Raw genomic sequence first — 25,297 nt, forward strand, 5'->3', positions numbered from 1 at the left:
GCGGCTCAGAGACGTTCGATGATGGTGGCGATGCCCATGCCGCCGCCGACGCACAGCGTCGCCAGGCCGTAGCGCAGGCGCCGGGCTTCCAGTTCGTCGAGCAAGGTGCCGAGAATCGCGCAACCGGTGGCACCCAGCGGGTGGCCCATGGCAATCGAACCGCCGTTGACGTTGACCTTGTCCGGGTCGACGGCCATGTCCTTGATGAACTTGAGCACCACGGAGGCGAAGGCTTCGTTGACCTCGAACAGGTCGATGTCCTCGACCCGCAGCCCGGCCTTGGCCAGCGCCTTGCGGGTTGCCGGCGCCGGGCCGGTGAGCATGATGGTCGGGTCGGTGCTGGTCACCGCCGTCGCCACGATTCGCGCCCGTGGCTGCAAGCCGAGGGCGCGGCCCTTGGCCTCGGAGCCGATCAGCATCAGTGCGGCGCCATCGACGATCCCCGAACTGTTGCCCGGCGTATGCACATGATTGATCCGCTCGACATGGCTGTAGACCCGTAGCGCCGTAGCGTCGAAGCCCATCTGGCCGATCATTTCGAAACTCGGCTTGAGCTTGCCCAGGCCTTCGAGGCTGGACTCGGCGCGGATGAACTCATCGTGATCGAGCAGGACGATGCCGTTCTGATCCTGCACCGGCACCAGCGACTTGTTGAACGAACCGTCGGCCCGCGCCCGCGCGGCTTTGTGCTGCGAGTGCAGCGCGTAGGTATCGACGTCCAGGCGGCTGAAGCCTTCGAGCGTGGCGATCAGGTCGGCGCCGACACCCTGCGGGGTGAAATGGCTGTGCAGATTGGTCTGCGGGTCCAGCGCCCAGGCGCCACCGTCGCTGCCCATTGGCACCCGCGACATCGACTCGACACCACCGACCACCACCAGGTCTTCGAACCCGGAGCGTACTTTCATCGCGCCGAGGTTCACCGCCTCCAGCCCCGAGGCGCAGAAGCGGTTGATCTGCACACCGGCGACGCTGACGTCCCAATCGGCGACCTGCACCGCTGTCTTGGCGATGTCCGCGCCCTGGTCGCCAATCGGCGTGACGCAACCGAGCACCACGTCATCGACCTGGCTGGTATCCAGCGCCATGCGTTGCTGCAGTGCGGTGAGCAACCCGGCCGCCAGGTTCACCGGTTTGACGCTGTGCAAGGCACCGTCGGCCTTGCCTTTGCCACGGGGAGTGCGTAACGCGTCGAAAATCAAAGCCTGGGTCATGACGTCCTCGAACCTGCGCGGTGAGTTAATTTCGTCCTGTCACTGTTGGCCCGGACCGGCATTGATTCAATGACCGCAGCGCTCAATGACGTTGACGCCGATGCTCAGACGGACGGTCATTCTCGGCCAGATGAACCGGTTCAGGTCGGCAAGCTGTCTAGCCAAAGGGCGGCAAAGAAGCTGGCAATAGGCCTCATGCCTTTTTTATCGCATGTGGCAGCAAATACATATGAAATAGATCTAAGCCACGCGTGACGCGGGCCCTAAGGTGAACATGTACGTCATTGTCGTCGGGTCTTGCCGAGGCTGACGTTCGCTACAGGAAGTGCAACGCGTGCCGTCATGGATATGCAGGCAGGCATCAGGAAATAACAATAAAGGCGGTCAAGCCATGTTCAAACAACCGAAAGTTCGTCAAGCCGGGCTCATTCTTTTCGCCACGACGCTGTTGTTGATTTTGCCGAACCTGACCAAGGTGCTCGGCTGATCAAGCGGCAGGTATCGCTCATTGCCACAAAACCCATGACTGGCCCGCTATCCGGGCCAGTGTGGCTGTGCCAAGCTTTGCGCACTTCCACGACACGGATGGCGATCACCTTGAAAGCGCTCATTCTGACCGGGGCGATGCTCCTCAGCCTGCCTCTGTCCGCTGCACAACTGAACCTGGAGCTGGGTGCGAATTCGCGCAGCTGGCAGACCGAGGAATTGCTCAAGCACCCTCAAGTACAAACCCTCACCATCAACAACGATGTGTCCTACAAGAAGGACATGACTTATCGCGCCGTCCCCCTGGCCGCGCTACTGAGCGGGATCAAGCCGGACGATCACCTGCAAGCGGTGGCGCTGGATGGTTTTGCCGCCGAACTGGCCGCGGCGCCGCTGCTCAATACCGAGGGCGCGCGGGCCTGGCTGGCGATCGAAGATCCCGCCCACCCATGGCCGCCTCTGTCTGCGGGCAAGCACAGCGCCGGGCCGTTCTATCTGGTGTGGACAGACCCGCAGGCCGGCAACATCAGCCCGGAGCAGTGGCCATTCGAAGTGGCCAGCATCAAGCGCCTGGCACCGGTAGCCGAACGCTTCCCCGCCCTGTTGCCGGATCCGGCGCTGAAAGCGCATGACCCGGTGAATCAGGGTTTTGCCCTGTTCCAGAAAAACTGCCTGGCTTGCCACCGCTTGAACGGTGCGGGCGATGCGCAGTTCGGTCCGGACTTGAACATTCCATACAACCCGACCGAATATTTCGGCGCGGATTTCCTCAAGCGCTACATTCGCGACCCGCAGAGTTTGCGCCAGTGGCCGCAGGCGAAGATGCCGGGGTTTTCGGCGCAGGTGTTGCCGGATGGGGATTTGCAGTTGCTGATTGGCTATTTGCAGCACATGGCTGGGCGCAAGGTCAAGCCATAAGCGTCGGGGGTGTTTCACTGGCCTCTTCGCTGGCAAGCCAGCTCCCACAGGTTATGCGCTGACTCTGCATCCGCGCTAATCCTGTGGGAGCTGGCTTGCCAGCGATAGCGGTACCCCGGATCTACTGTTGTTGCACGGAGATGACCGGCGTCGGTGACACGAACACCTTCGCATGCATCTGCTCGCTCCCTCCGCCCCGACGCATGCCGCGCACCGGGCAGGCGTCCAGGTAATCCAGGCCTACCGCCAGTTTCAGATGACGCTCCGGCCGGGCCAACTGGTTCGTCACATCGAAGCTGTACCAGGCGTCGTCGAGCCAGGCTTCCGCCCAGGCGTGGCTGGCCAGATGTTCGCAATCCTCGCTGTACAGATAACCCGAGACATAGCGCGACGGGATCCCCAGGCTGCGCGCGCAGGCCAGAAAGGCATGGGTGTGATCCTGGCAAACCCCGGCGCGACCGGCGAAGGCTTCGGCGGCGCTGGTGGCGACTTCGGTGGACCCCGGCGTGTAGGTCATGTGCTGGTTCAAACCGTGCATCAGATCGATCAGCGCGCTGCGATCGCGGCGTTGCTTGCAGGATTTGTCAGCAAATGCGCGCAGCGCTTCATCGGCTTCGGTCAGGCGAGTGAAGCGCAGGAACGGCAGCGCCGACTGACTCTCATGCTCGGCCTCGCGCAACTCGTCGATGTCGACCTGGCCACGCGCGCCGATGATGATCGCTTCGTGCGGCTCGTCCATGGTCAGCACGTGGAGGATATTGCCGAACGGATCGAGCTGGGCGCGCACCGGGCGCGGCAGGTCAAGCTGCCAACTGAGCACGTGCTGGCGCTCGCTGTCATGCGGGGTCAGGCGCAGGTACTGGATGCTCGCCCGCACCTGATCTTCGTAGTGATAGGTGGTCTCGTGGCTGATGGAAAGTCTCATGCGGCCTCCAGGTAGGAGCTGTGAATGGCGTTGCCCAGCTGGCGCACCAGCGGGATGAACTCGGTGAGCCAGGCATGCAGCCCTTCGGCGAGGATTTCGTTGATGCCGGTGTAGCGCAGGCGGGCATCCATTTCCGCCGCCAGGCGCTGCGCCGGTCGGCCATTGGCCCCCGGCAGTTGCGCAAGAATCTGGTCGATTTCCTCCGTGCAGGCGCGCAGCGAGCGCGGCACATCGGCGCGCAACAGCAGCAGCTCGGCGACATGCCGCGCGCCCGGTGCGTCACGGTAGATCTCGGTATACGCCTCGAAGGACGACAACGCCCGCAGCAGCGCACTCCACTGGTAATAGGCGTGCGCGGTGCCGTCGCTGACCGCCTCGGCCCGATCGCCGGCCATTTCGTAGCGCGCGTCGAGCAGGCGCAAGGTGTTGTCGGCCCGCTCGATGAACGTGCCCAGGCGAATGAAACGGAACGCATCGTTACGCATGATCGTGCCGTAGGACGCGCCGCGAAACAGGTGCGAACGCTCCTTGATCCACTCGCAGAAACGGCTCATGCCGTAACGTCCCAGGCCCTGCTCGGCGATCCCGCGGATCTCCAGCCAGGTCGCGTTGATGTTCTCCCACATGTCGGCGGTGATCCGCCCACGCACCGCGTGGGCACTGGCGCGCGCCGCGCCGAGGCAGCTGTAGATGCTCGCCGGATTGGCCGCATCGAGGGCAAAGAAATGCAGCAGGCGTTCGGCATGCAGTTCGCCGTGACGCTCCAGGTAATCGTCCAGGGTGCCGGTGATCAGCAACGGCATCGCCAGTTCGTGCAGACCGTCGCCACGGCCGTCCTGCGGCATCAGCGACAGCGAATAACTGACATCGAGCATCCGTGCGAGGTTTTCCGCCCGCTCCAGGTAACGCGACATCCAATACAGATCCGAGGCAGTTCTACTCAACATGGCAAGCTTCCTTCAATCCTCGACCACCCAGGTGTCCTTGGTACCGCCGCCCTGGGAGGAATTCACCACCAGGGAGCCTTCACGCAGGGCGACACGGGTCAAACCGCCGGGGACCACCCGGGTTTCGCGACCGGACAAGACGAACGGGCGCAGGTCGATATGGCGCGGCGCGATGCCGTTTTCGACAAAGGTCGGACAGGTCGACAGCGACAGTGTCGGTTGCGCGATATAGGCATGGGGCTTGGCTTTGATCCGTTCGCGGAACGCATCGATTTCCGCCGTGGTTGCCGCTGGCCCGACCAACATCCCGTAACCGCCGGAACCCTGGGTTTCCTTGACCACCAGATCTGGCAGATTGGCCAGCACGTGGGAAAGTTCCGAGGGGTTGCGGCACTGCCAGGTCGGCACGTTCTTGAGGATCGGTTCTTCATCGAGATAAAAGCGGATCATCTCGGTGACAAACGGATACACCGACTTGTCGTCGGCCACCCCGGTGCCGATGGCGTTGGCCAGCACCACGTTGCCGGAGCGATACGAGGACAGCAGCCCCGGCACGCCCAGCATCGAATCCGGACGGAACGCCAACGGGTCGAGGAAGGCGTCGTCGAGACGGCGATAGATCACGTCCACGGCTTTCGGGCCGTCGGTGGTGCGCATGAACACCTTGTCGTCGCGCACGAACAGATCAGCGCCTTCGACCAGTTCCACGCCCATTTCCCGGGCGAGGAACGCGTGCTCGAAAAATGCGCTGTTGAAACGTCCCGGCGTCAGCACCACGACGCTGGGATTGTCGATGGGGCTGGAGCTTTTCAGGGTGTCGAGCAACAGGTTCGGATAATGGTCGATCGGCGCGATGCGCTGGGCGGCGAACAGCTCCGGGAACAGCCGCATCATCATCTTGCGATCTTCGAGCATGTAGCTCACACCGCTCGGGGTGCGCAGGTTATCTTCGAGCACGTAATAGGTGCCGTCGCCGTCACGCACCAGGTCGACGCCGGAAATGTGTGAATAGATGTCGCGGTGCAGGTCCAGGCCCTGCATCGCCAACTGGTACTGCTCGTTGGCCAGCACCTGTTCGGCGGGAATGATCCCGGCCTTGATGATGCGCTGCTCGTGGTACAGGTCGGCAAGAAACATGTTCAACGCCTTGACCCGCTGGATGCAGCCGCGCTCGACGATCCGCCATTCACTGGCCGGGATACTGCGCGGAATGGTGTCGAATGGAATCAGGCGCTCGGTGCCCTGCTCGTCCCCATAGAGCGTGAAGGTGATTCCGGCGCGATGGAACAGCAGATCGGCCTCGCGGCGGCGTTGAGCCAGCAGCTCGTCAGGCGTGTCGGCCAGCCAACGGGCAAACTCCCGGTAATGCGGGCGGACGTGGCCGCCGGCATCGTACATTTCATCAAAATAGGTGCGGATCATGCCGTACTCCTTGTCACCCGGACATCCGGACCATCGCAAGGCCCGTGCCATCGGCATAAACGCTTTGATTTCAATCGGTTGGATAATCACGCCAGACGCGCCGCACCATTCCTGTGCGACAAATGCGCCAACCTGATTGCCCCCGCCTCATTGCGACGCAGTGCGGTCGCCTATCACCAGCATAGCCAGAGTTGATTTCACTGCTGTCCGGCGGCTGCGGATAATCCGCGCATCCGCTGGACAAACTTCCCTGACGAAGTGTTCAGCGCAATCGCTCCGACCGGCTCAGGCAGCCCGCAAAGCCTTGATCCTGACCGGTTTCCCGTCCTTATCGGTCTTCCCTTTCAGCCACCCTCTGCGGTGGCTTTTTTTTGCTTGGTTGAAACGTTTTGAAAGCAAAAGCCAAAGATCGCAGCCTGCGCCAGCGCCTGCACGTTAAGCTGCAGGAGCCGCCGAAGACTGCGATCTTTTGATGTGCATAAACGACAACGGCCAACCCGAAGGTCAGCCGCTGCTCGATATCTGTCACCCGCGATCAGTTCAGACGGTGGCGATTGCGCACCTCCTGCTTCACGCCCCAGCCCTCGATGATGCCACCCAGCGGCTCGACCACCGCCGAAAAGCCCTGCTCGAAATCACCAATGTCGTCGTAGGTGGCGTACATCACCTTGCTCAGTTCCAGATGCCAGGCGCCATCGTCGCGCTTGCTGACCTGAGCATTGATGGACTCACCGCGAAACTTGCCTGCCGCCCTGCGCGCCCGGTCCTCGTCCGGGAAAATGGCGTAGAACTCGATGGGATGGAATCGGGAAAAATCGAAACCGCCTTCTTTCATGCGGCGCAGCACGCTGCTGCTGATGTCTTCTTGATAGGCTGTGCTCATGAATCGTCCCCCTCGCATTGATGGATAGACTTTCCGTATTCCCTGCACCGCGCCCCACTGGCCGGATGCTGCGGCAACCGCGTTGCCTACGGGAAACAAGCATGTAGCTGACAAGACCAGACCTTAGCGATCCGTTCGCTGATCTCGTTTGCAGAGTAGCGCCAAGATAGAGGCGCTGCCAAGGCCTGGTTTACAAGATGACAGGAAGTGTTCAGACAGGTGTGATGCTGCGGATTTCGATGCCGTTCTGGGTCTTGAGGTTTTTCACCCCGGCATCGGCGGTGCGCCCTTCCAGATCGTTCAGATCCAGCTTGGCAGCGACCGGAAGAAGCCGCTCCTTGATCAGCCGTGCGGCTTCGTCATCGGACGGGCATTCCTCACGTTCGAAGACCTCGTCGACAATTTCACCGTGGTCATCCACGAAAGTGACTTTCCACTTTTGCATCGGTGCCTCCTCGATCAAACCCGCAAATGGGCTTACACCTATCTCGACTTGTCGCCGGAATGATCGTTCAAAAGGATTGCAACGGACGAACATGAAAAAAAATATATTCAGTGGGCTTCAAGCCTTTGCGGGAGCGGGCTTGCCCGCGAAAGCGCTGGATCATTCAACACAGAGGTCGACTGACACAACGCCTTCGCGGGCAGGCCCGCTCCCACAGGGTTTTGCAGGGTTTAGTCGTTGCTTGGCTTGTTGATGGCCTGCAGCACGTACTGCGGCAAGGCGAAGGCACCGATGTGGATTTCCGGGTTGTAGTAGCGGGTGACGATGCCGCTGCCGATGAAGCGCTGTTGCAGGACTTCACGGCTCAGCTTGCGGTAGGCCGAGTTGGTCGAGCCCCAGGCGAACGTCATCGAGCCGCCGATGTAGGTCGGTACGGCGGCCTGGTAGAAGTGCCAGTCCGGGAACAGGCTGCGCAGGCGACCGGCGGTGGTCTTGACTTCGTCGATCTGCATGAACGGCGTGCCGTTCTGCGTCACCAGGATGCCGCCGTCGTTCAGGCAGCGGTGGCAGGCCTGGTAGAAGTTTTCCGAAAACAGCACTTCGCCCGGGCCGATCGGGTCGGTGGAGTCGGAGATGATCACGTCGAATTTTTCCGTGGTGGTGGCGACGAAACGCATGCCGTCGTCGATCACCAGGTTCAGGCGCGGATCTTCATAGGCGCCGCTGGAGTGGTTCGGCAGGAACTCCTTGCACATGTCGACCACGGTGCCGTCGATTTCGACCATGGTGATGTGCTCGACACTGGCGTGCTTGGTCACTTCGCGCAGCATACCGCCGTCGCCGCCGCCGATGATCAGCACGCGCTTGGCGGTGCCGTGGGCGAGGATCGGCACGTGGGTGAGCATTTCGTGGTAGATGAATTCGTCGGCTTCGGTGGTCTGGATCACGCCGTCCAGCGCCATCACCCGGCCCATGCGCGGGTTCTGGAAGATCACCAGGTGCTGGTGTTCGGTGCGCACTTCGTGCAGCAGTTTTTCCATGCGGAAACGCTGGCCGTAGCCTTCGTAGAGGGTTTCCAGGTATTCGCTGGTCTTGGTGACGGTCATGGTCGAGTGCTCCGATGAATGCGCGGGCGCCGATCGTGGAGACGATCGCCCGGGAAAGGCGCGCATTCTACGTTGCCGAAGATGACAGGTCGAACCTCAGTTCATCGGCAATCCGCATAACCTTGTGGTAGCTGGCTTGCCAGCGATGCAGTCGCCGCGACCTCTCAGTGAAACCGTTGCGCTGCTATCGCTGGCGAGCCCGCTACCCCAGGTTATGGGGTGCATTCAAAGCTGTGGCTAAACCCGTACATTGCCCCGCGGCCCGGCAATCGCCCAGATAATCAGGCCCAACACCGGCAAGAGGATGATCAGCAGGACCCAGAGGATTTTCATCCCGGTTTCGGCACCGCTTTTCAGCACGTTGATGATGGCCCAGATATCGAGGGCAAGAATGATCAGGCCGATCAGACCGTTGAACGTGGAACCCATGGTGTCGCTCCGTAGTGGTGGCATGCACTTTTAGGATAGACGGGCTTGACCAGGGTTCCCTTTTATTGCGTTCAGACGTGAACGGCGACCTTCAGCGCTTCCAGCGACGGCGCCGCAGCAATGCCGACTTCGGCGCACAGGTCCAGCACCCGTGCCATGTCGTTGCCGTAGACCAGCACCACCTGCAGCTCGTCGTCGAGCAACTGGCTGAAGTTCATCAACGTGTAACCGCCGTTTTCCTTGTTCAGGCTGCTCATCTGCACTTGGATGCGATTGAGCGCGGTCAGGGCCTCGGTTTTCGCCAATTGCTTGGGCTTGAGGTTGAATTCGACGCCCGGGCCGAACGAGGCGACGATCTGCGCGAACAGATCCACGTAGGTGTCCGCCTGAAACAGCACGGTTTCCGGCAGGCTGCCGACCACCACCCATTCGCCCAGCGGAATCGGGAAGGTCTCGTCGTAGTTGACGTCCGGGTTGGCCGCCAGGAAGGCGTCAGCATCGGCGTAAGCCTGCGCCGCTTCGTCGGCGACTTTCAGGATTTCGTCTTCGCCCATGCAGCCGGAGCTGATTTTGCTGATGAGTTCGGCGAGAGCGGCTTTCATGAGGGCGAATCCTGTAGCGAAGGGGAATTTGGAGGGCGCGAAGAATAGCGCACAAAGCAAAAGCTCGCAGCCTGGCGCCGCACCTGCAGGGAATCCGTGCAGGTGCGGCGCCAGGCTGCGAGCTTTTGACCGTGTCAGGCCAGCAGTTTTTCCAGCTGCGCCGTGGTATCGACCGCACCCATGGTGCGCGCGGCGTCCAGTGCGGTCACGCCGTTGGCATCCTTGGCTTGCGGGTTGGCGCCTTTGCCGATCAGGTAGTCGACGATTTCAACGCGGTTGAACATCGCCGCCATCATCAGCGCGGTGCGACCGTCGAACGACGAGCCTTCGATTTCCGCGCCCGCCTCCACCAGGGCCTTGACCACTGCCAGGTCACCCTTGAACGCCGCACCGGCGATTGGGCTCTGGCCGTTGCCGTTGCGCAACTCGGGATCGGCCTTGTGCTTGAGCAGCACCTGCACCGCGTCGACGTGGCCGTAGTAGCTGGCGAGCATCAGCAGAGTATCGCCTTTGCTGTTCTTCAGGTTCACCGGCAGGCCGGCGCTGATCAGTCGATCGAGCATCACTGCATCACCTTCGCGCGCCTTGTTGAATACCTGCTCGGTGAATTCGGCAGCTTCTTCGGGGGTCATCTGGCGGCTTTGGTCGGACATGGGCAACTCCACTTTCGGTCAATCGGAAAGCCGACAGTTTCCCGAGCGCGGCGAGCGCTGTCACCCCCTTTTTCTCACGAGCACTGATAGCCAGAATCAATAACGGTGTTTGCCCTGATGAATCTCGGCCAGGATCTCGGCGCTGACCTGCACGTAGGTCTGGCTGCCGGGCAACCAGGCATAGATCGGGTCGGCGCCGGTCTGCGCGGGGTCGAAACCCTGGTTTTTCAGGCGGGTTTTCTGGTACTTGAAGGTGCCGGTGGTTTCCATCTTGACCTTCACCCGCAGGAACAGCGGCACCGCATAGGCCGGCATGCGCTGGCGGGCAAAGGCCAGCAGTTCGGCAAAATCCAGGGTCGCCAGGGATTCGGCCGGGGTAATCGCCGCCATGCCGGCACGGCCGTTGGTATTGGGGACTTCCACGCCATAGGCCACCGCTTCGCAAATCTGCGGATGCTGCAGCAGCAGGTTTTCAACTTCGGTGGTCGAGACGTTCTCGCCCTTCCAGCGGTAGGTATCACCGAGCCGATCGACAAACTGCGCATGGCCGAAACCGATGTTGCGCAGCAGGTCACCGGTATTGAAGTAGCGGTCGCCGCTGGCGAACACGTCCTGCAACACCACCTTGGCGGTCTTCTGCGGATCGGTGTAACCGTCGAGCGGCGCCTTGTCATCGATGCGCGCCAGCAGCAGGCCCTGCTCGCCCTTGCCGACCTTGCGCATGAAGCCGTCGGCACCGCGAAGCGGCTCACCGCTGTCGTGATCGTAGGCCACCAGTTCCCAGGCCATCAGGGAAAAACCGATGGTGTTGTCGAAATTGAGGATGTTGGTGAAGCCGATATTGCCGTCGCTGGCGGCGTACAGCTCACAGATGTGCTCGACACCGAAACGCGTCTTGAATTCGGCCCAGGCACCGGGGCGCAGGCCGTTGCCGATCATTTTGCGCACGTCGTGGCGACTGTCCTCGGCGCTGGCCGGCTGATCCACCAGATAGCGGCACAACTCGCCGACGTAGCCCAGGGTGGTCGCGCGATAGCGGCGCACGTCGCTCCAGAACTGGCTGGCGCTGAACTTGCGGCGGATGGCGAAACCGGAGGCACCGTTGATCGCCGAGCCCCAGCACACGCACAGGCCCGTGGCGTGATACAGCGGCAGGGTGCAATAGACGACATCGTCCGGGCGCATATCCAGGGCAATCATGCCGAAGCTCGCCGAACTGCGCATCCAGCGCCCGTGCTTGAACACCCCGGCCTTGGGCAGGCCGGTGGTGCCGGAGGTGTAGATGTAGAAACACGGATCGTCGAAGAACACTTGCCGGCTGCTGGCCGGGTTGTCGGCCGCCGCATCGGCGCTGGCGCTGATCAGGTTGACGTAGCCCTCAGGGGCGATACCGGGATCGCTGAAGGTGTCCTGGTCGGCGACGAACCAGCTGCGTGCGGCGTCAATCGATACCTGCTCGCGCACGCCAGCGAAGGCCGGCAGCAATTCTTCGCCGACCACGATCGCCACCGGGGCCACCAGGTTGATGCTGTGGATCAGTGTGTCACGGGTCTGCGAGGTATTGAGCAGCGCACTGACGGCGCCGACCTTGGCCAGGGCGAGGATGGTCACCAGCAATTCCGGGCGGTTCTCGATGAACACCGCCACCACATCGCCCTTGCCGACGCCCTGCCCGAGCAGATAGTGCGCGATGCGGTTGGCCCACTGGTTGACCTGTGTGTAACTGAGTACCACGTCACCGTACAACAGCGCCGGGCCGTGGGGATTGCGCAGGGTTGCCTGCTCGAACGTCCAGCCCAGGCCGCAGGTTTGCGTCGGATCCGTGACATTGGCGACTTTCATGCCCTTCACCACCCGCGGGATGGCCCTGGCGATGGTCGGCAACTTGCGGAGCATCATGCCCCAGGTAATCGTGTCGCTTGGCGCGTGCCTCATGGCGGCTCCCGTTCGACCTTGGCGTGCAGGCCGGTGATTTTTATTGTCGGGCAATCAGGTGCGGCAACCGGCGCGTTGGCGGCGAAGGTCTGAGCCGAAAATACGTCAGCGCTTTCGCCGCTGTACACGCGGTTTTTGCAATGTTTTGTATCCGCAGGGGGAATGCGGCAAAGCGCGATCATGCGCTTGGGGATTGGTTCAACCGGATCGGCGCTGATCCCGCAAAATGCAGGATGCACGATGGCCATTCATGCAGATTGCACGACCACTTCAAAATGAAAATTTTTTAACTTATTGATTTATAAGCGTTTTTTTAAATTTCACTGCTGGCACAATCACTGCAACTCTCTGTACATGCTTGCCATTCAAGTGCATACGGAGCTGATAGACATGAACCTGATCCAAGAAAAATTTACCTCCCTGTTCTCCAACTTCGAAGTCACCACCGCGCCGCGTCCTGATGGCGGGATTCTGCTGACCCTGCGCAGCAGCGACGGCAAGGTGTTCAAGCGCGCACTGTCCTATCAGCAGCTGCATGCCGCTGACCAACTGTCGTGGGCGATCAGCGCGATTCGCCGCGACCTGGCCGAACAGGCCAGCGAGCTGCCGCAGATTGCCATGCTGCAGAGCCAGCAGCGTTTCGCTCTGCCGACGTATCACTCGCTGTAATCGTTCCACCGAGTTAAACAACACAGGCCGCGCAGCTTTCGCTGGGCGGCCTGTTTGTTTTTGCGCGGTGCTCTTTGCAGCGGCTGCGGCACGTTGCGGGCTGTTTACTGGATCGAGCCTCGCAGCCTGGTTTTACTCGGCAGTTCCTGCAGAGTTTTGTCGACTTCTTCAGGGCGAAGTCAGAACGCTTCCGGTTCGATGGCAATGAAGCTGTCGACCGTCACATGCCCTTCCAGCTCGCCACCATCACGGGCCAGGCCACAGGTTCGCAGACCCGCCGCCTGCGCGGCGTCAAGTTCCTCGACGATGTCGGAAAGGAACAGGATCTGCTCTGCCTCGACGCCAATGGCCTGTTGAATGTTGCTATACGACTGCACCTCGCGCTTGGGCCCCGACGTCGTATCGAAGTAACCGCTGAACAGCGGCGTCAGATCACCCGCCTCGGAGCAGCCGAAGATCAGCTTCTGCGCCTGAATCGACCCCGACGAATACACGAACAGGCGATAACCGGCCTGATGCCAGCGCTTGAGTGCGTCAACGGCGTCCGGGTACACATGCCCCTGCAACTGCCCGGCCTGGTAACCCTGCTCCCAGACCATGCCCTGCAATGCCTTGAGCGGCGTGGCCTTGCGGTCTTGCGCGAGCCAGCCGAGAAGAATCTCCACGACCCGCTCGACGTCGGCCTGTGGCTCATTGCTGTCGCGGCGCACCGCCTGCAGTTGTTCGGCGACATCCGCGCGCGTGGCGTTCTGGCGAACGAAGTCCGGCAGGTGCTTGGCCGCATACGGGAACAGCACGTCGAACACGAAGCTCACCGCGCTGGTGGTGCCTTCGATGTCGGTGAGAATGACCTTGATCGACATCGGCTCAGTCCTCCAGGCGCGGGAAGCGGCCGGCGATGTCCTCGCCGGTGAAGTTGGCCACCCAGCCTTCCGGGTTGTTGAACAGACGAATCGCCACGAAGTGCGGGTTCTCGCCCATGTCGAACCAGTGTTTGGTGCCGGCCGGCACCGAGATCAGGTCGTTCTTCTCGCACAGCACGGCGTAGACGTAATCGTCGATGTGCAGGGTGAACAGGCCACGGCCGGCAACGAAAAAGCGTACTTCGTCCTCGCCATGACGATGCTCTTCGAGGAACTTGGCGCGCAGTTCAGCCTTTTGCGGGTGATCGCTGTTGAGGCTGATCACATCGACGGTGATGTAACCGCGTTCGGTCATCAGTTGGTCGATCTGCTCCCGGTAGGCGCCGATCACTTCTTCCTGGCTGGCACCGGGCTGGATTTTCGCGGCGGCTTGCCAGCGGTCGAAGCGCACGCCCTGCTCGGCCAGCGTCGAAGCGATATCTTCGAAATGGGTCAGCACCTTGTTCGGGATGTCAGGGCTGGAAACGTGATAGACGGACAGGCTGCTCATGGGAAATTCCTCGGTATCGGCCTTGCCGTCCGGTTCTTGCAGACCGGTCGGGCAGTGCATTTCATCAGGCGAATGGGCGGCTTCTGGTGAAGTCAGCCTTGGCGGTTCATGACGCTGCGGGTTTTCAACTCGCATTCAAACAGGAATTCGAAGGCCTCGATCTGCCGCAGGGCATCGCTCATCTGCGCGCCCCAGGTATACAGACCGTGGCCGCGAATCAGATAACCGACGCAATCGGGATGGGCGTCGAGCCAAGGCTGCACCTTGGCGGCGAGGCGCGCAATGTCCTGATCGTTGTCGAAAATCGGCACACGCACCCGCGATTCGTGGGTCGAGATGCCACTGAAGGCCTTTTGCAGTTCGTAGTCTTCGAACTCGATGAAGTCATCCGGCGTCAGGCGCGACAGCACCGTGGCGTTCACCGAATGGGTATGCAGCACGGCGCCGATTTCCGCGCGCCAGCTATACAACTGGGTGTGCAGCAGGGTTTCGGCGGACGGCTTTTTGCCCGGTTCCAGACTGTTGCCGCGCAGGTCTGTGGCGAGCACGTCATCCACACCCAACTGGCCCTTGTGCTTGCCGGACACCGTCAGCAGCGCTTCGCTCGGCGACAGCCGCGTCGAATAATTGCTGCTGGTGGCCGGCGACCAGCCGCGGCCATAAAGAAAACGCCCGGCGTCGACGATTTGCTGGGCGAGTTGTTCACGCGTAAGGCTCATGGCCTGTCCTCTTGCATACGTGTGGCAATGATAACGGCAGCGGCGAGTGCCGCGAGACTGGCAATACTAAAGGTCAATGTTGCGCCGAGGGCATTCCAGCTGTAACCGGAATACAACGCGCCGAGCGCGCCACCGGTGCCAGCCAGCGCCGCATACAGCGCCTGGCCCTGGCCTTGCTGACGCGCGCCGAAGCTACGTTGCACGAACGCAATGGCAGCCGCATGAAAGCTGCCGAAGGTTGCGGCGTGCAACACCTGCGCGAACAACAGCACCCAGAGGAATTCGGCGAACGAACCTAGCAGCAACCAGCGCAGCGCCGCCAGCAGAAAACTCGCCAGCAGCACGCGGCGCAACGAGAAGCGCGCGAGAATCCTGCTCATGGCCATGAACATCAGCACTTCCGCGACCACACCGACCGCCCAGAGCATGCCGATCACGCCACGGCTGTAACCCAGTTGTTCAAGATGCAGGGTCAGAAACGTGTAATACGGCCCGTGACTCATCTGCATCAGCGCCACGCAGCCATAGAACGCCAGCACCCCGGGGTTGCGCAACTGCCTGAGAAAGCCCTCGCCGGCCACCCGGCTGCCTGGCGTCGGTTGCGCATTCGGCACCCACAGGCTGCTGAGGACAATACCGGCCATGATCAGCACCAGCGCCGCCGGGTAGATGTCCAGGCTCAGCCATTCGAACAGACGCCCCAGCGCGACCACGGTGATGATGAAACCGATCGAGCCCCACAGGCGAATCTGACTGTAGCGCGAGGTCTGCCCCTGCAAGTGCGCGAGGGTAATGACCTCGAACTGCGGCAACACGGCATGCCAGAAGAATGCATGCAACGCCATGACCATCGCCAGCCAGGCGTAGCTCTGGCTGACGAAAATCAGCGAGAACGTCAGCAGCGTGCACACCGCGCCGAAGCGCACGATGGCCAGGCGTCTGCCGGTGTAGTCGCCGAGCCAGCCCCAGATGTTCGGGGCCACGCAGCGCATCAGCATCGGGATCGCCACCAGCTCGCCGATGCGCGCGGCGCTGAAACCGAGGTGATGGAAGTACAGCGCCAGAAACGGCGCTGTCGAACCGAGCAAGGCGAAATAGAACAGATAGAAGCTGGACAGCCGCCAGTACGGGAGCGCCGCCACGCCCGTCAGACCGCAGCGGCTTGCAGGTCAGCCATTAAAGCTGCCCCAGCACCGGAGTGCTGACGCGCACATCGGCGTTCTGCCCACGGTGACGCAGCAGATGATCCATCAGCACGATGGCCATCATCGCCTCGGCAATCGGCGTGGCGCGGATGCCGACGCAAGGGTCATGACGGCCCTTGGTGATCACCTCGACCGGGTTGCCGTGGATGTCGATGGAACGGCCCGGGGTGGTGATGCTCGAGGTCGGCTTCAACGCCAGGTGAGCGACGATCGGCTGGCCGGAGGAAATGCCGCCGAGGATGCCGCCGGCGTTGTTGCTGAGGAAACCTTGCGGGGTCAGTTCATCGCGGTGTTCGGTGCCGCGCTGGGCCACCGAGGCGAAACCGGCACCGATTTCCACGCCTTTGACGGCGTTGATGCTCATCAGCGCATGGGCCAGTTCGGCATCGAGGCGATCGAAGATCGGCTCGCCCAGGCCGGGCATCACGCCCTCGGCGACCACGGTGATCTTCGCCCCGACCGAGTCCTGGTCGCGGCGCAGCTGGTCCATGTAGGCTTCCAGCTCCGGCACCTTGTCCGGATCCGGGCTGAAGAAGGCGTTTTCTTCCACCGAATCCCAGGTCTTGAAGGGGATTTCAATCGGCCCGAGCTGGCTCATGTAGCCGCGGATGACGATGCCCTGGCTGGCCAGGTATTTCTTCGCGATTGCGCCGGCCGCCACACGCATGGCGGTTTCCCGCGCCGAGCTGCGGCCGCCACCGCGATAATCGCGCTCGCCGTATTTGTGGTGGTAGGTGTAGTCGGCGTGCGCCGGGCGGAACAGATCCTTGATCGCCGAGTAGTCCTTGGACTTCTGGTCGGTGTTGCGGATCAGCAGGCCGATGGCGCAACCGGTGGTACGCCCCTCGAACACGCCGGAAAGGATTTCGACTTCGTCGGCTTCCTGGCGCTGGGTGGTGTGGCGGCTGGTGCCCGGCTTGCGGCGATCGAGGTCGCGCTGCAGGTCTTCGAGGGAAATCTCCAGGCCCGGCGGGCAGCCGTCGACAATGGCGACCAACGCCGGACCATGGCTCTCGCCCGCGGTGGTGACAGTGAACAGCTTGCCGTAGGTATTGCCGGACATGCAGGACGCTCCGTGAAATCGAACCCAAATTCGTGATGCGCGCCAGTATACGCAGGCTAACCGACTAGTTCATCCTCGAACCTTAGCGGTGTTGCCGAGTCCAACCGGCACCCTGACCAATGATGGCGTGATGATGCTGCGAGTTTTGATCTTGAGCCTTACCCTGTTTACCGGCTTCGCCCAAGCGACTGTCCTGCAACGTCCGGTCACTCTGGACACCGGCAGCGGAGAACTTTTCGGCTCGCTGTTGCTGCCGAAGTCCGACAGCCCGGTGCCGGTTGTCCTGATTATCTCCGGCTCGGGTCCTACCGATCGTGACGGCAACAACCCCGACGGCGGGCGCAATGACAGCCTCAAACGGCTGGCCTGGGTGCTGGCCAAACACAATGTCGCCAGCGTGCGCTTCGACAAGCGCGGCGTGGCCGCGAGCCTGGCGGCCACGCCGGACGAGCGTAATCTGAGCGTCGATGCCTATGTCGCGGACGCCGTGGCCTGGAGCCGCCAGCTCAAGGCTGATCCGCGCTTCGGCCCGCTGATTCTGCTCGGCCACAGCGAAGGCGCACTGATCGCCGCCCTCGCCGCGCCGCAGGCCGGGGCCGCCGCGGTGATCTCCCTGTCCGGCAGTGCCCGGCCGATCGACCAGGTCCTGCGCCAGCAACTGGCCCGGCAGTTGCCGCCGGCGTTGATGCAGCGCAGCAACGAACTGCTCGACAGCCTCAAGGCCGGACACCCGGACGACAATGTGCCCGCGCCGTTGCAGGTGATTTTCCGGCCGAGCGTGCAGCCGTACCTGATTTCGCTGTTCCGCGAAGATCCGGCAGCGGCCTTCGCCCGCCTGAAAATGCCGGCGCTGATCGTGCAGGGCAGCAATGACATGCAGGTGCAGGTCGATGACGCGCGGCGGCTCAACCTGGCAAAACCGGACGCCAGCCTGGCACTGATCGACGGCATGAATCATGTGCTGCGCATCGTTCCCAACGATGTCAAACGCCAACTGGCGTCCTACAAGGACCCGAATTTGCCGCTGGCAGCGGAACTGGGCACGCGTATCCTCGAATTTATCGACGGACTTCGCCCCCGTTAAGCACTCTTTACCCTCCAGTCCTGCAAAAAACGGCCGATAAGCCTTTGTCGCCAGCGTACCGGCTGGCGACAAGCAGGGCTTGGACAGGATCTCGCCGTTATGACTGATACCCAGACTTCACCCGACACCACCGCTGAAAAAGACGCACCGCCAGCGGTCGAGCTGCCTTGGGCGGATGTTCACGTCGAGCACCACAAGATGCTCCGCCTGGCACCGTTGCAGACCGACCGGCACACCGGCGGACGGCCGCTGCGCTTTGTCGAATTCGGTTATGCCGAACGCCACGGCAAGGAGCACAGCCTGATGCGCATGGCCATCAAGCTGCCCGGCCAGCGCGTGCGCAAGGAGCAGAATCACCTCGACGTGTGGGTCGATCATGGCACCCGACGCGTGCGTTTCGGCCCGGACAGCGGCTTGCAGATCGAACCGCTGAATCGCGGCATCGGCCGCTTCATGGCGGCCCAGGGCATCGCCTGGGCGAAAAAACGCTGGCCCGCCTACACCGTCGACGGCATGGACCTGAACAACAAGGACGCGCTGAACGAGGACACGCGCCTGCGCCGCGACCACTTTTTGCGCGTGCACGGTTTCGACGTGGTGTACGCCGATGCCCAGCATTTGAAGGGCAGCGTCAAGGACGTGATGGTCGGCGACCTGCTCGCGGACTGGAACAGCGAAAAGCTGCAGATCGTCGAAATCCTTGAAGCCGCGCAGATGCTCCAGCAGGCCGAACAGAATCTGGCCGAGCAGGAAGTGAAGCTGAAGAAACAGGAAGAAAAGGTCAGCAAGTTCAAGCGCGAAGACGCCGGACTGCGCTTTACCATTACTTGCCTGGTGGCGTTTGCGGTGTTCCAGGCCGGTTTGCTGATCTGGATTGCCACGCACCGCTGATGGGTTGAGACCGCAGCGCGGCCATTCGCTAGCACGCTCGCTCCCACAGGTCTGGTGTACGACACAAATCCTGTGGGAGCGAGCCTGCTCGCGAAGCTTCCAGGTTTTAAACGCGGGAAGCGAACAAGGCCTGATGAGCGCGGCACTGTTCCGCCGTCAGCATGAACACGCCATGCCCGCCGCGCTCGAACTCGAGCCAGGCGAAATCCACTTCCGGGTACAACGCCTCGACGTGCACCTGGCTGTTGCCCACTTCGACAATCAGCAAGCCTTTCTCGGTGAGGTGATCCGCCGCTTCGGCGAGCATCCGCCGCACCAGGTTCAGGCCATCGTCACCGCAGGCCAGGCCCAGCTCCGGCTCGTGCTGGTATTCGTCCGGCATGTCGGCGAAATCTTCCGCATCGACGTAGGGCGGATTCGACACGATCAGGTCGAAACGTTGCCCCGGCAGGCCATCGAAACCATCGCCCTGTACGGTGTACACACGCTCGTCGACGCCGTGGCGTTCGATGTTCTGGTTGGCCACTTCCAGCGCTTCGAACGACAGGTCGGCCAGCACCACTTCGGCGTTCTGGAACTCGTAGGCGCAGGCGATGCCGATGCAGCCGGAGCCGGTGCACAGGTCGAGAATCCGCGCCGGGTCATTGCCCAGCCACGGCGCGAAGCGGTTTTCGATCAACTCGCCAATCGGTGAGCGCGGGATCAGCACGCGCTCGTCGACGATGAACGACATGCCGCAGAACCAGGCCTCGCCGAGCAGGTAAGCGGTAGGGATGCGCTCGTCGATACGGCGTTTGAGCAGGCGTTGCAGGTTGACCAGTTCGTCGTCTTCGAGGGCACAGTCGAGGTAGCTGTCGGCAATTTCCCATGGCAGGTGCAGCGCCCCCAGCACCAGTTGCCGGGCTTCATCCCAGGCATTGTCGGTGCCATGGCCGAAAAACAGATCCTCCCCATGGAAGCGGCTGACGGCCCAACGGATATGGTCACGCAGGGTACGAAGTCGGGAAGTGATCACGGCGCAGAACTCCAGAAAAAACGACTGGCGATTCTAGCAGTCAAAACGCGCCACGACGACGCAGGAAAAATACCGGGTTGCTGGTAGTACTTTTCCGTTTTTCTGCTCAGGTATTGAACAGAACGTGTAACTTGACAACGCTGCAGGCCAGTAACGACGGTGCCTACGATGGTAGCGATTCACAGAAACGCTCAGCCAGAGGACAATGGCGCAAAAGCCCCACCCCAAGGAGCCCCAGAATGTCCGTTCCAAAAACGATGTTTCAACTCAGCGGTCGCGGTTACGCAGCGGCCACGTTGAGCCATGCCACCGTGGTCATCATCGATGCCCAGAAAGAGTACCTCAGCGGCCCGCTGGCCCTGAGCGGCATGGACGCGGCTGTCGCGAACATCAAGCAACTGGTGTCTGCTGCGCGCGCGGCCGGTCGGCCCATCGTGCACGTACGCCACCTCGGCACCGTCGGCGGTCTGTTCGATCCGCAGGGCGAGCGCGGCGAGTTCATCCCGGGCCTGGAGCCCGCGGCCGATGAAACCATCATCGGCAAACTGCTGCCGAGCGCGTTCCACGGCACCGAGCTGTACGATCGCCTGCAAGTGCTAGGCTCGCTGGACCTGATCGTCTGCGGCTTCATGAGCCATTCCAGCGTCAGCACCACCGTGCGCGCGGCGAAGAACCTGGGCTTCCGCTGCACCCTGGTCGAGGACGCCTGCGCGACCCGCGACCTGCCGTTCAAGGGCCGCGTGCTCAGCGCCGCACAGGTGCAGGAGGCCGAAATGGCGATCATGGCCGACAACTTCGCCACGCTCGCCTTGACCCAGGACCTGATCTGACCGATCGACCTGATCGCGCCTTGATGGGCGGCCCATGCCGCCGCTCATCCGCTAAAGCCTCGCATTTGCTGCAATTACCCTAGCCTCAGGAACAACCCGGTCAACTCCCGGTCGAAGGGCCGATACCCATTGAGGAAGGTCGGAATGAAGTTATCCGATGGATTTGACGCACGCCGCTTGCGGCCCAAAGGCCAAAGCAACTGGCGATTTCGATTCGGCGCGGCGATCGCGGCCATCCTGGCGACGTTCGGCGTGCTGCTGGCGATGGCCGGTGCCGCCAGCCTGCTGGGGCGCCCGCCGGCGCTCGGGGATCTGAACGCCACCCCGCTCGGCTCGGCGATCATTCTCGCGGTCGGCTTGCTGTTCCTGTATTTCGGCGTGGCCCTGTGGCGGCGTTGCCGGCGCCGCGCGCGGCAATCGCGGGAACTGAACATGTCGCCGCACCTGATGAAAAAACACGACTGACGCGATGGCCTGGCTTTTTGCCGGGCCGTTTTGTTTCGACTTGGGTAAACTGGCCGCCCTTCGCGGAGGCTGACATGCAAGACGACGATTTTTCCCTGTTCAAAAGTGCGATCCAAGGCGTCAGGCCGATCAAGCATGATCGCGCCGACACCGGCAAACCCAAGGCTGACCGCGCCCAGATCGCCAAGCTGCGCCAGTCCGCCACGGTGCGCACTGACGCCACTACCGTGGATGGCCTGTCCGATCAGTTCGTGATCGATGTCGGTCCGGAAGACGAGTTGATGTGGGCCCGCGACGGCGTGCAGGAAAGCCAGATGCGCAAGCTCAAGGTCGGCCAGATCCCGTTTGAAGGCAGCCTCGACCTGCACGGCATGAACGTGGAAAAGGCCCGGGAAACCCTCTGGGCCTTTCTGGCCGAGGCGACAAAATTCGAAATCCGCTGCGTGCGCGTCACCCACGGCAAGGCCGTGCGCCTGGACGGCAAGCGGCCGATGATCAAAAGCCACGTCAACACCTGGCTGCGCCAGCATCCGCAAGTGCTCGGCTTCACCTCGTGCCAGGCCAGACACGGCGGCGCCGGCGCGGTGTATGTGATGCTCAGACGCACCATGATGGAAGGCCGCGACGAATAAAGCCGTCACACCGAACTTGCAGGGTTGTGTCCGCCACCGTACCCTTGCCCTTTGCGAAAATCCCCACAGGTAGTTTCATGTCCCTGGAACAGAATTACACCGCTATGATAAGCGGCGTCTGCTAGGTATTCAGGGTCAATAAAATGGGGGATTGGGCACATAGGGCAACACGGCTTTCCGCGTGAAAACCTATCCACTGGTACAAAAAATGGTACAGGTTTCGACCTCTCTTAAAAGAAAGGTTGGCTGTTCTAATCTATGATCGTTTGAGAGTCATAGAATACTGTGCCTCTGACGTATTAGCATGTGTGCTCAGGGCGTTCTTAGGGATAAATTCTTCACACTTTGGACATTGGCGACTTCTAAATGGCTTTATATTTGACAGCGCTCGACCTTTTTTCAGGTTGTGGAGGGCTGACGCAGGGACTGAAGGATGCTGGCTACAAAGTCTTGGGAGCCGTAGAAATCGACGGTAAGGCTCGCCATACGTATTCGATAAATCACCAAGACGTTCCTTTCGTTGGCTCAGATATAAGCAAGCTTTCTGCGGGTGAGTTAATGGATAACCTCGGTATCAAACCTGGGGAATTAGACTTACTTGCAGGATGTCCGCCATGCCAAGGATTCTCTACGTTGCGCTCGAGAAACGGCCGCGCACCAGTTGCTGATAAGCGTAACAACCTTATCGACGATTTCGCCCGACTGGCTCTTTCAACGCTTCCCAAAATGGTAATGATGGAGAACGTCCCATCACTTGCGAAGTTTGAAAAGTTTTTACAATTCGTAAAAGAGCTCGAAGATCATGGCTATATTGTGGACTACAAGATCTTAGACGTTTCTAATTTCGGTGTTGCACAACGACGCAAGAGATTGATTTTATCTGCTAGCAGAATTGGTTTGCCAGCGTTAGCAACGGAGTCGGATAAAAGAATCACCGTCAGGGAGGTTATTGAAAATCTGCCCAAAGCAGGCGACAGCGGAGACTCTGTCCATGATTACTCCTCACCAAGAAGAAGTGAAAGAATTCATGCGCTGATTGCGGCGATCCCCAAGGATGGCGGCAGCAGACATAGTCTACCGCCGGAGATGCGCCTTAAATGCCACTCTAACACCACTGGCTATAACGATGTGTATGGACGCATGCGATGGGATGATATTTCGCCGACCATTACAAGCGGATGCATTAACCCCTCTAAAGGTCGCTTTTTACATCCCGAGGAGAATCGACCTATCACACTGAGGGAGGCCGCATTGCTACAGGGCTTTCCGCACGATTATAAATTTGATATATCTCATGGAAAGGAATCTATTGGATTGATGATTGGTAATGCTCTTCCTCCACCTTTCATCGCCGCTCACGGTAAAGCAATGGCAAAGGCGCTAGGTCAATGAGCAACTTGCAAACATTAATCAATCAAATTAGAGACAATTTCCAAAACAAAAAATTTGATAGATTCATACATGAAATCAATTTTCCGAAATTTAAAAATTTCGCTCCCGATTCGAAAATTGCCTTTGACTTTCCAGTAACCGTTGTCATTGGTCCTAACGGGGGAGGCAAAAGCTCAATACTTCAAGCGGCATGGGGCATGCCAGTAAAATATAGCACCTCACGCTTCTGGTTTTCGACACCTGTTGACCCCATCGACTTTGGTGCCGGCAGACAAAATCGATATTGGTACTCTCACTATATAAAATCAATAGACTTAATTGTTCAATGCCGAAAGATGTCTGGTAGAAAGAGACATGGATACTGGGAGCCAACTCGACCTGCGCAGAAAGAACGCATGAGCAAAATGCCGCAGAAAACCCGCTTAAATCAAGAATATATGAGTGACACCGGCGACAGATGGAATCAAGTAGACCGCACCCCTCATTACATCAACTCAAAAAACGATTCAAGTGCATTCGAAAGATATTTCTACTCAATTGAAAATTCCACTCTAGAAAAAAGACAAGACAACTTTGTCAAATACTCTCGACAACTAAAAATTGCGATTGATCAGCAACGCCAAAAACTAAGTTATTACCGAGTTGAAAGAATTAAAGAAAACTTCGAAATCAATGAAGACAACTTAAAAACAATAAATAAAATCTTGCAGAAAAATTATATATCTGCACGATACATCAATCACTCTCTATATGATCGAAATTTTTCGGGCAGTGTGATATTCGAGACCGAGCAACGAAGCTACTCTGAGTGCTTCGCGGGAAGTGGCGAGCTTGCTGTTGTCAACTATATACTTTCCCTCAACAAAGTTAAAAAATATGACTTAGTTTTACTAGACGAGCCTGAGACATCACTCCATCCGGGTGCTCAAGCTAGACTACTCGAGTACATTTTGGGGGTAGTGAAAGAAAAATTTCTACAAGTTATTATTTCTTCGCACTCTCCGACGTTTGTAGATCTTTTACCTGTTGAGGCCCTAGTAGTTCTTGATGAGAGCCAGCATGGCATTACTATTCGGAGCAAACCTACCAAAGCTTCAGCATTTCATAGACTCGGACATATAGAAAAAGACAAAATCACAATAGTTACAGAGGACATCCTCCTTGAAGAATTAGTAAAAAAAGCTCTCAAATACATACCAAAAGAACTATCAAGAAAGATAGTAGTGACTGGGGCCGAGGTTGGCGCATCTGAGATGTTATCAAACCAAGCGCGCGCCTATGCTCAGACTGATGCGAATGTTTTGATGGTGCTTGATGGTGATCAACTGGATATTAAAACAATTATAGATCTTGATCCGAGCTCACTATCAGAAAAATCAACTAAAGAACACATCGAATATTTAAAAGGCAACGATGTATCCATTGTTGGAACAAGACAAGATTTAGCCGCGTGGATAAATTGGTGCAAAAAACACGTAGCCTTTATCAACGAAGTCTGCCCAGAAGAGATTTTCCTGCAGTTATTGAACCCAAATCATAAGTTGCTTCGCAACCCGAATGCAACCAACGCTAAATATAAGGATGCGGTACGGGACGAATTATACAAAATTGGATCTGACAGAACCAGCCAAGCTCAGGCGATTTTGTTTAGCTTTCTTCTGGGCAAAGAAAATAAAGGATCGCATGTAGATTTGAAGGTGCAGACTTTAGCCGCAGAATTGCAGGAAAAAGTAACCATGCTCGAAAAAGATTAACCTATTATTACTTTTTGCTGGGCATCATCTACTTGCTGAGCTAAGCGAACACGTCCTTTCCCTGGTTGCACTGGAGTATTATTTGCCTAAATACCCGCACGAGCCACGGTACTATTTTAAACCGTATGCATATAGCCCACATTAGCACTGAGGGCATTATTTTGCATACGGGCCGGCAAATTTTACCTACATGACACTGGGCG

General features: G+C 59.6%; 27 protein-coding genes. 9 read left to right on the forward strand and 18 right to left on the reverse strand.

What is annotated here, in order from left to right; translation table 11 throughout:
• Positions 1-5 precede the first annotated feature (5 nt).
• Positions 6-1,211: an acetyl-CoA C-acetyltransferase gene (locus QRN70_RS06500; RefSeq protein WP_285416458.1), complete on the reverse strand. Its 1,206-nt coding sequence runs from the start codon at positions 1,209-1,211 to the stop codon at positions 6-8.
• Positions 1,212-1,796: 585 nt separating this feature from the next.
• Here QRN70_RS06500 and QRN70_RS06505 point away from each other — a divergent pair.
• The gene (locus QRN70_RS06505) at positions 1,797-2,615 is read left to right on the forward strand and encodes a c-type cytochrome (RefSeq protein WP_285416459.1); all 819 of its coding nucleotides are present in this window, start codon (positions 1,797-1,799) and stop codon (positions 2,613-2,615) included.
• Positions 2,616-2,736: 121 nt separating this feature from the next.
• On the opposite strand, the gene QRN70_RS06510 is transcribed toward QRN70_RS06505, so the two are convergent.
• The 11 genes from QRN70_RS06510 to QRN70_RS06560 form a co-directional block, all read right to left on the reverse strand.
• Positions 2,737-3,540, reverse strand: a complete 804-nt coding sequence (locus QRN70_RS06510; protein WP_285416461.1) for a transglutaminase family protein — start codon at positions 3,538-3,540, stop codon at positions 2,737-2,739.
• Positions 3,537-4,487, reverse strand: a complete 951-nt coding sequence (locus QRN70_RS06515) for an alpha-E domain-containing protein (protein WP_285416463.1) — start codon at positions 4,485-4,487, stop codon at positions 3,537-3,539. Before QRN70_RS06515 ends, QRN70_RS06510 begins: the two co-directional genes overlap by 4 nt.
• 12 nt (positions 4,488-4,499) lie before the next feature.
• The gene (locus tag QRN70_RS06520; RefSeq protein WP_285416464.1) at positions 4,500-5,909 is read right to left on the reverse strand and encodes a circularly permuted type 2 ATP-grasp protein; all 1,410 of its coding nucleotides are present in this window, start codon (positions 5,907-5,909) and stop codon (positions 4,500-4,502) included.
• 535 nt (positions 5,910-6,444) lie between these two features.
• The gene (locus QRN70_RS06525) at positions 6,445-6,792 is read right to left on the reverse strand and encodes a ribonuclease E inhibitor RraB (protein WP_285416466.1); all 348 of its coding nucleotides are present in this window, start codon (positions 6,790-6,792) and stop codon (positions 6,445-6,447) included.
• A gap of 211 nt (positions 6,793-7,003) precedes the next feature.
• A complete protein-coding gene (locus tag QRN70_RS06530) occupies positions 7,004-7,237 on the reverse strand; it encodes a hypothetical protein (RefSeq protein WP_285416468.1) in 234 nt (77 codons plus the stop codon).
• 230 nt (positions 7,238-7,467) lie between these two features.
• Positions 7,468-8,343: a polyamine aminopropyltransferase gene (gene speE, locus QRN70_RS06535; protein ID WP_285416469.1), complete on the reverse strand. Its 876-nt coding sequence runs from the start codon at positions 8,341-8,343 to the stop codon at positions 7,468-7,470.
• Between the two features lie 237 nt (positions 8,344-8,580).
• Positions 8,581-8,772, reverse strand: a complete 192-nt coding sequence (locus QRN70_RS06540) for a PLDc N-terminal domain-containing protein (RefSeq protein ID WP_007960694.1) — start codon at positions 8,770-8,772, stop codon at positions 8,581-8,583.
• A 71-nt stretch (positions 8,773-8,843) separates the two neighbouring features.
• Positions 8,844-9,374 carry a hypothetical protein gene (locus tag QRN70_RS06545; RefSeq protein ID WP_285416471.1) on the reverse strand — a complete coding sequence of 177 codons (531 nt, stop codon included), beginning with the start codon at positions 9,372-9,374 and terminating at the stop codon, positions 8,844-8,846.
• 134 nt (positions 9,375-9,508) lie between these two features.
• Positions 9,509-10,027, reverse strand: coding sequence for an ankyrin repeat domain-containing protein (locus tag QRN70_RS06550; protein ID WP_285416473.1), 519 nt, complete (start codon positions 10,025-10,027; stop codon positions 9,509-9,511).
• A gap of 96 nt (positions 10,028-10,123) precedes the next feature.
• Positions 10,124-11,962: a long-chain-acyl-CoA synthetase gene (locus QRN70_RS06555; RefSeq protein ID WP_285416474.1), complete on the reverse strand. Its 1,839-nt coding sequence runs from the start codon at positions 11,960-11,962 to the stop codon at positions 10,124-10,126.
• Entirely contained in the window at positions 11,959-12,210 is a 252-nt protein-coding gene (locus QRN70_RS06560) for a hypothetical protein (protein ID WP_285416475.1), read from the reverse strand. Before QRN70_RS06560 ends, QRN70_RS06555 begins: the two co-directional genes overlap by 4 nt.
• Before the next feature lie 142 nt (positions 12,211-12,352).
• On the opposite strand from QRN70_RS06560, the gene QRN70_RS06565 reads away from it, so the two are divergent.
• The gene (locus tag QRN70_RS06565) at positions 12,353-12,631 is read left to right on the forward strand and encodes a DUF3509 domain-containing protein (RefSeq protein WP_285416476.1); all 279 of its coding nucleotides are present in this window, start codon (positions 12,353-12,355) and stop codon (positions 12,629-12,631) included.
• A gap of 179 nt (positions 12,632-12,810) precedes the next feature.
• On the opposite strand, the gene mtnC is transcribed toward QRN70_RS06565, so the two are convergent.
• The 5 genes from mtnC to aroC form a co-directional block, all read right to left on the reverse strand.
• The gene (gene mtnC / locus QRN70_RS06570; RefSeq protein WP_285416478.1) at positions 12,811-13,494 is read right to left on the reverse strand and encodes an acireductone synthase; all 684 of its coding nucleotides are present in this window, start codon (positions 13,492-13,494) and stop codon (positions 12,811-12,813) included.
• Between the two features lie 4 nt (positions 13,495-13,498).
• Entirely contained in the window at positions 13,499-14,044 is a 546-nt protein-coding gene (locus tag QRN70_RS06575) for a 1,2-dihydroxy-3-keto-5-methylthiopentene dioxygenase (protein ID WP_285416480.1), read from the reverse strand.
• 92 nt (positions 14,045-14,136) lie between these two features.
• Positions 14,137-14,763 (reverse strand): methylthioribulose 1-phosphate dehydratase, encoded by a 627-nt coding sequence (locus QRN70_RS06580; protein WP_285416481.1) that lies wholly within the window; start codon positions 14,761-14,763, stop codon positions 14,137-14,139.
• On the reverse strand, positions 14,760-15,905 hold the full coding sequence (locus QRN70_RS06585) for an MFS transporter (RefSeq protein WP_285416482.1): 1,146 nt from the start codon (positions 15,903-15,905) through the stop codon (positions 14,760-14,762). The genes QRN70_RS06580 and QRN70_RS06585 overlap by 4 nt, the downstream gene beginning before the upstream one ends.
• Before the next feature lie 34 nt (positions 15,906-15,939).
• On the reverse strand, positions 15,940-17,031 hold the full coding sequence (gene aroC / locus QRN70_RS06590) for a chorismate synthase (protein WP_285416484.1): 1,092 nt from the start codon (positions 17,029-17,031) through the stop codon (positions 15,940-15,942).
• A 130-nt stretch (positions 17,032-17,161) separates the two neighbouring features.
• Between aroC and QRN70_RS06595 the strand changes: the two genes are divergently transcribed.
• Entirely contained in the window at positions 17,162-18,115 is a 954-nt protein-coding gene (locus QRN70_RS06595) for an alpha/beta hydrolase (protein ID WP_285416486.1), read from the forward strand.
• Between the two features lie 99 nt (positions 18,116-18,214).
• The gene (locus QRN70_RS06600) at positions 18,215-19,006 is read left to right on the forward strand and encodes a hypothetical protein (protein ID WP_285416487.1); all 792 of its coding nucleotides are present in this window, start codon (positions 18,215-18,217) and stop codon (positions 19,004-19,006) included.
• A gap of 106 nt (positions 19,007-19,112) precedes the next feature.
• Here the strand turns inward: QRN70_RS06600 and prmB are convergent, their stop codons facing one another.
• Positions 19,113-20,021, reverse strand: coding sequence for a 50S ribosomal protein L3 N(5)-glutamine methyltransferase (prmB, locus tag QRN70_RS06605; RefSeq protein WP_285416488.1), 909 nt, complete (start codon positions 20,019-20,021; stop codon positions 19,113-19,115).
• A gap of 239 nt (positions 20,022-20,260) precedes the next feature.
• Here prmB and QRN70_RS06610 point away from each other — a divergent pair, with 239 nt between their 5' ends.
• From QRN70_RS06610 to QRN70_RS06630, 5 genes are all read left to right on the forward strand, one after another.
• Positions 20,261-20,851 carry a cysteine hydrolase family protein gene (locus QRN70_RS06610; RefSeq protein WP_285416489.1) on the forward strand — a complete coding sequence of 197 codons (591 nt, stop codon included), beginning with the start codon at positions 20,261-20,263 and terminating at the stop codon, positions 20,849-20,851.
• Positions 20,852-20,995: 144 nt separating this feature from the next.
• Complete coding sequence (locus QRN70_RS06615) at positions 20,996-21,316, forward strand: hypothetical protein (RefSeq protein ID WP_007960009.1); 321 nt, start codon at positions 20,996-20,998, stop codon at positions 21,314-21,316.
• A 74-nt stretch (positions 21,317-21,390) separates the two neighbouring features.
• The gene (locus tag QRN70_RS06620; RefSeq protein WP_285416490.1) at positions 21,391-21,948 is read left to right on the forward strand and encodes a Smr/MutS family protein; all 558 of its coding nucleotides are present in this window, start codon (positions 21,391-21,393) and stop codon (positions 21,946-21,948) included.
• A gap of 366 nt (positions 21,949-22,314) precedes the next feature.
• Complete coding sequence (locus QRN70_RS06625; protein WP_285416492.1) at positions 22,315-23,340, forward strand: DNA cytosine methyltransferase; 1,026 nt, start codon at positions 22,315-22,317, stop codon at positions 23,338-23,340.
• Positions 23,337-25,094, forward strand: coding sequence for an ATP-dependent nuclease (locus QRN70_RS06630; protein ID WP_285416494.1), 1,758 nt, complete (start codon positions 23,337-23,339; stop codon positions 25,092-25,094). The genes QRN70_RS06625 and QRN70_RS06630 overlap by 4 nt, the downstream gene beginning before the upstream one ends.
• The last annotated feature ends 203 nt before the right edge of the window (positions 25,095-25,297 follow it).

This window comes from Pseudomonas sp. efr-133-TYG-5 (genome assembly GCF_030209175.1).
In the GTDB taxonomy this organism is placed as follows: domain Bacteria; phylum Pseudomonadota; class Gammaproteobacteria; order Pseudomonadales; family Pseudomonadaceae; genus Aquipseudomonas.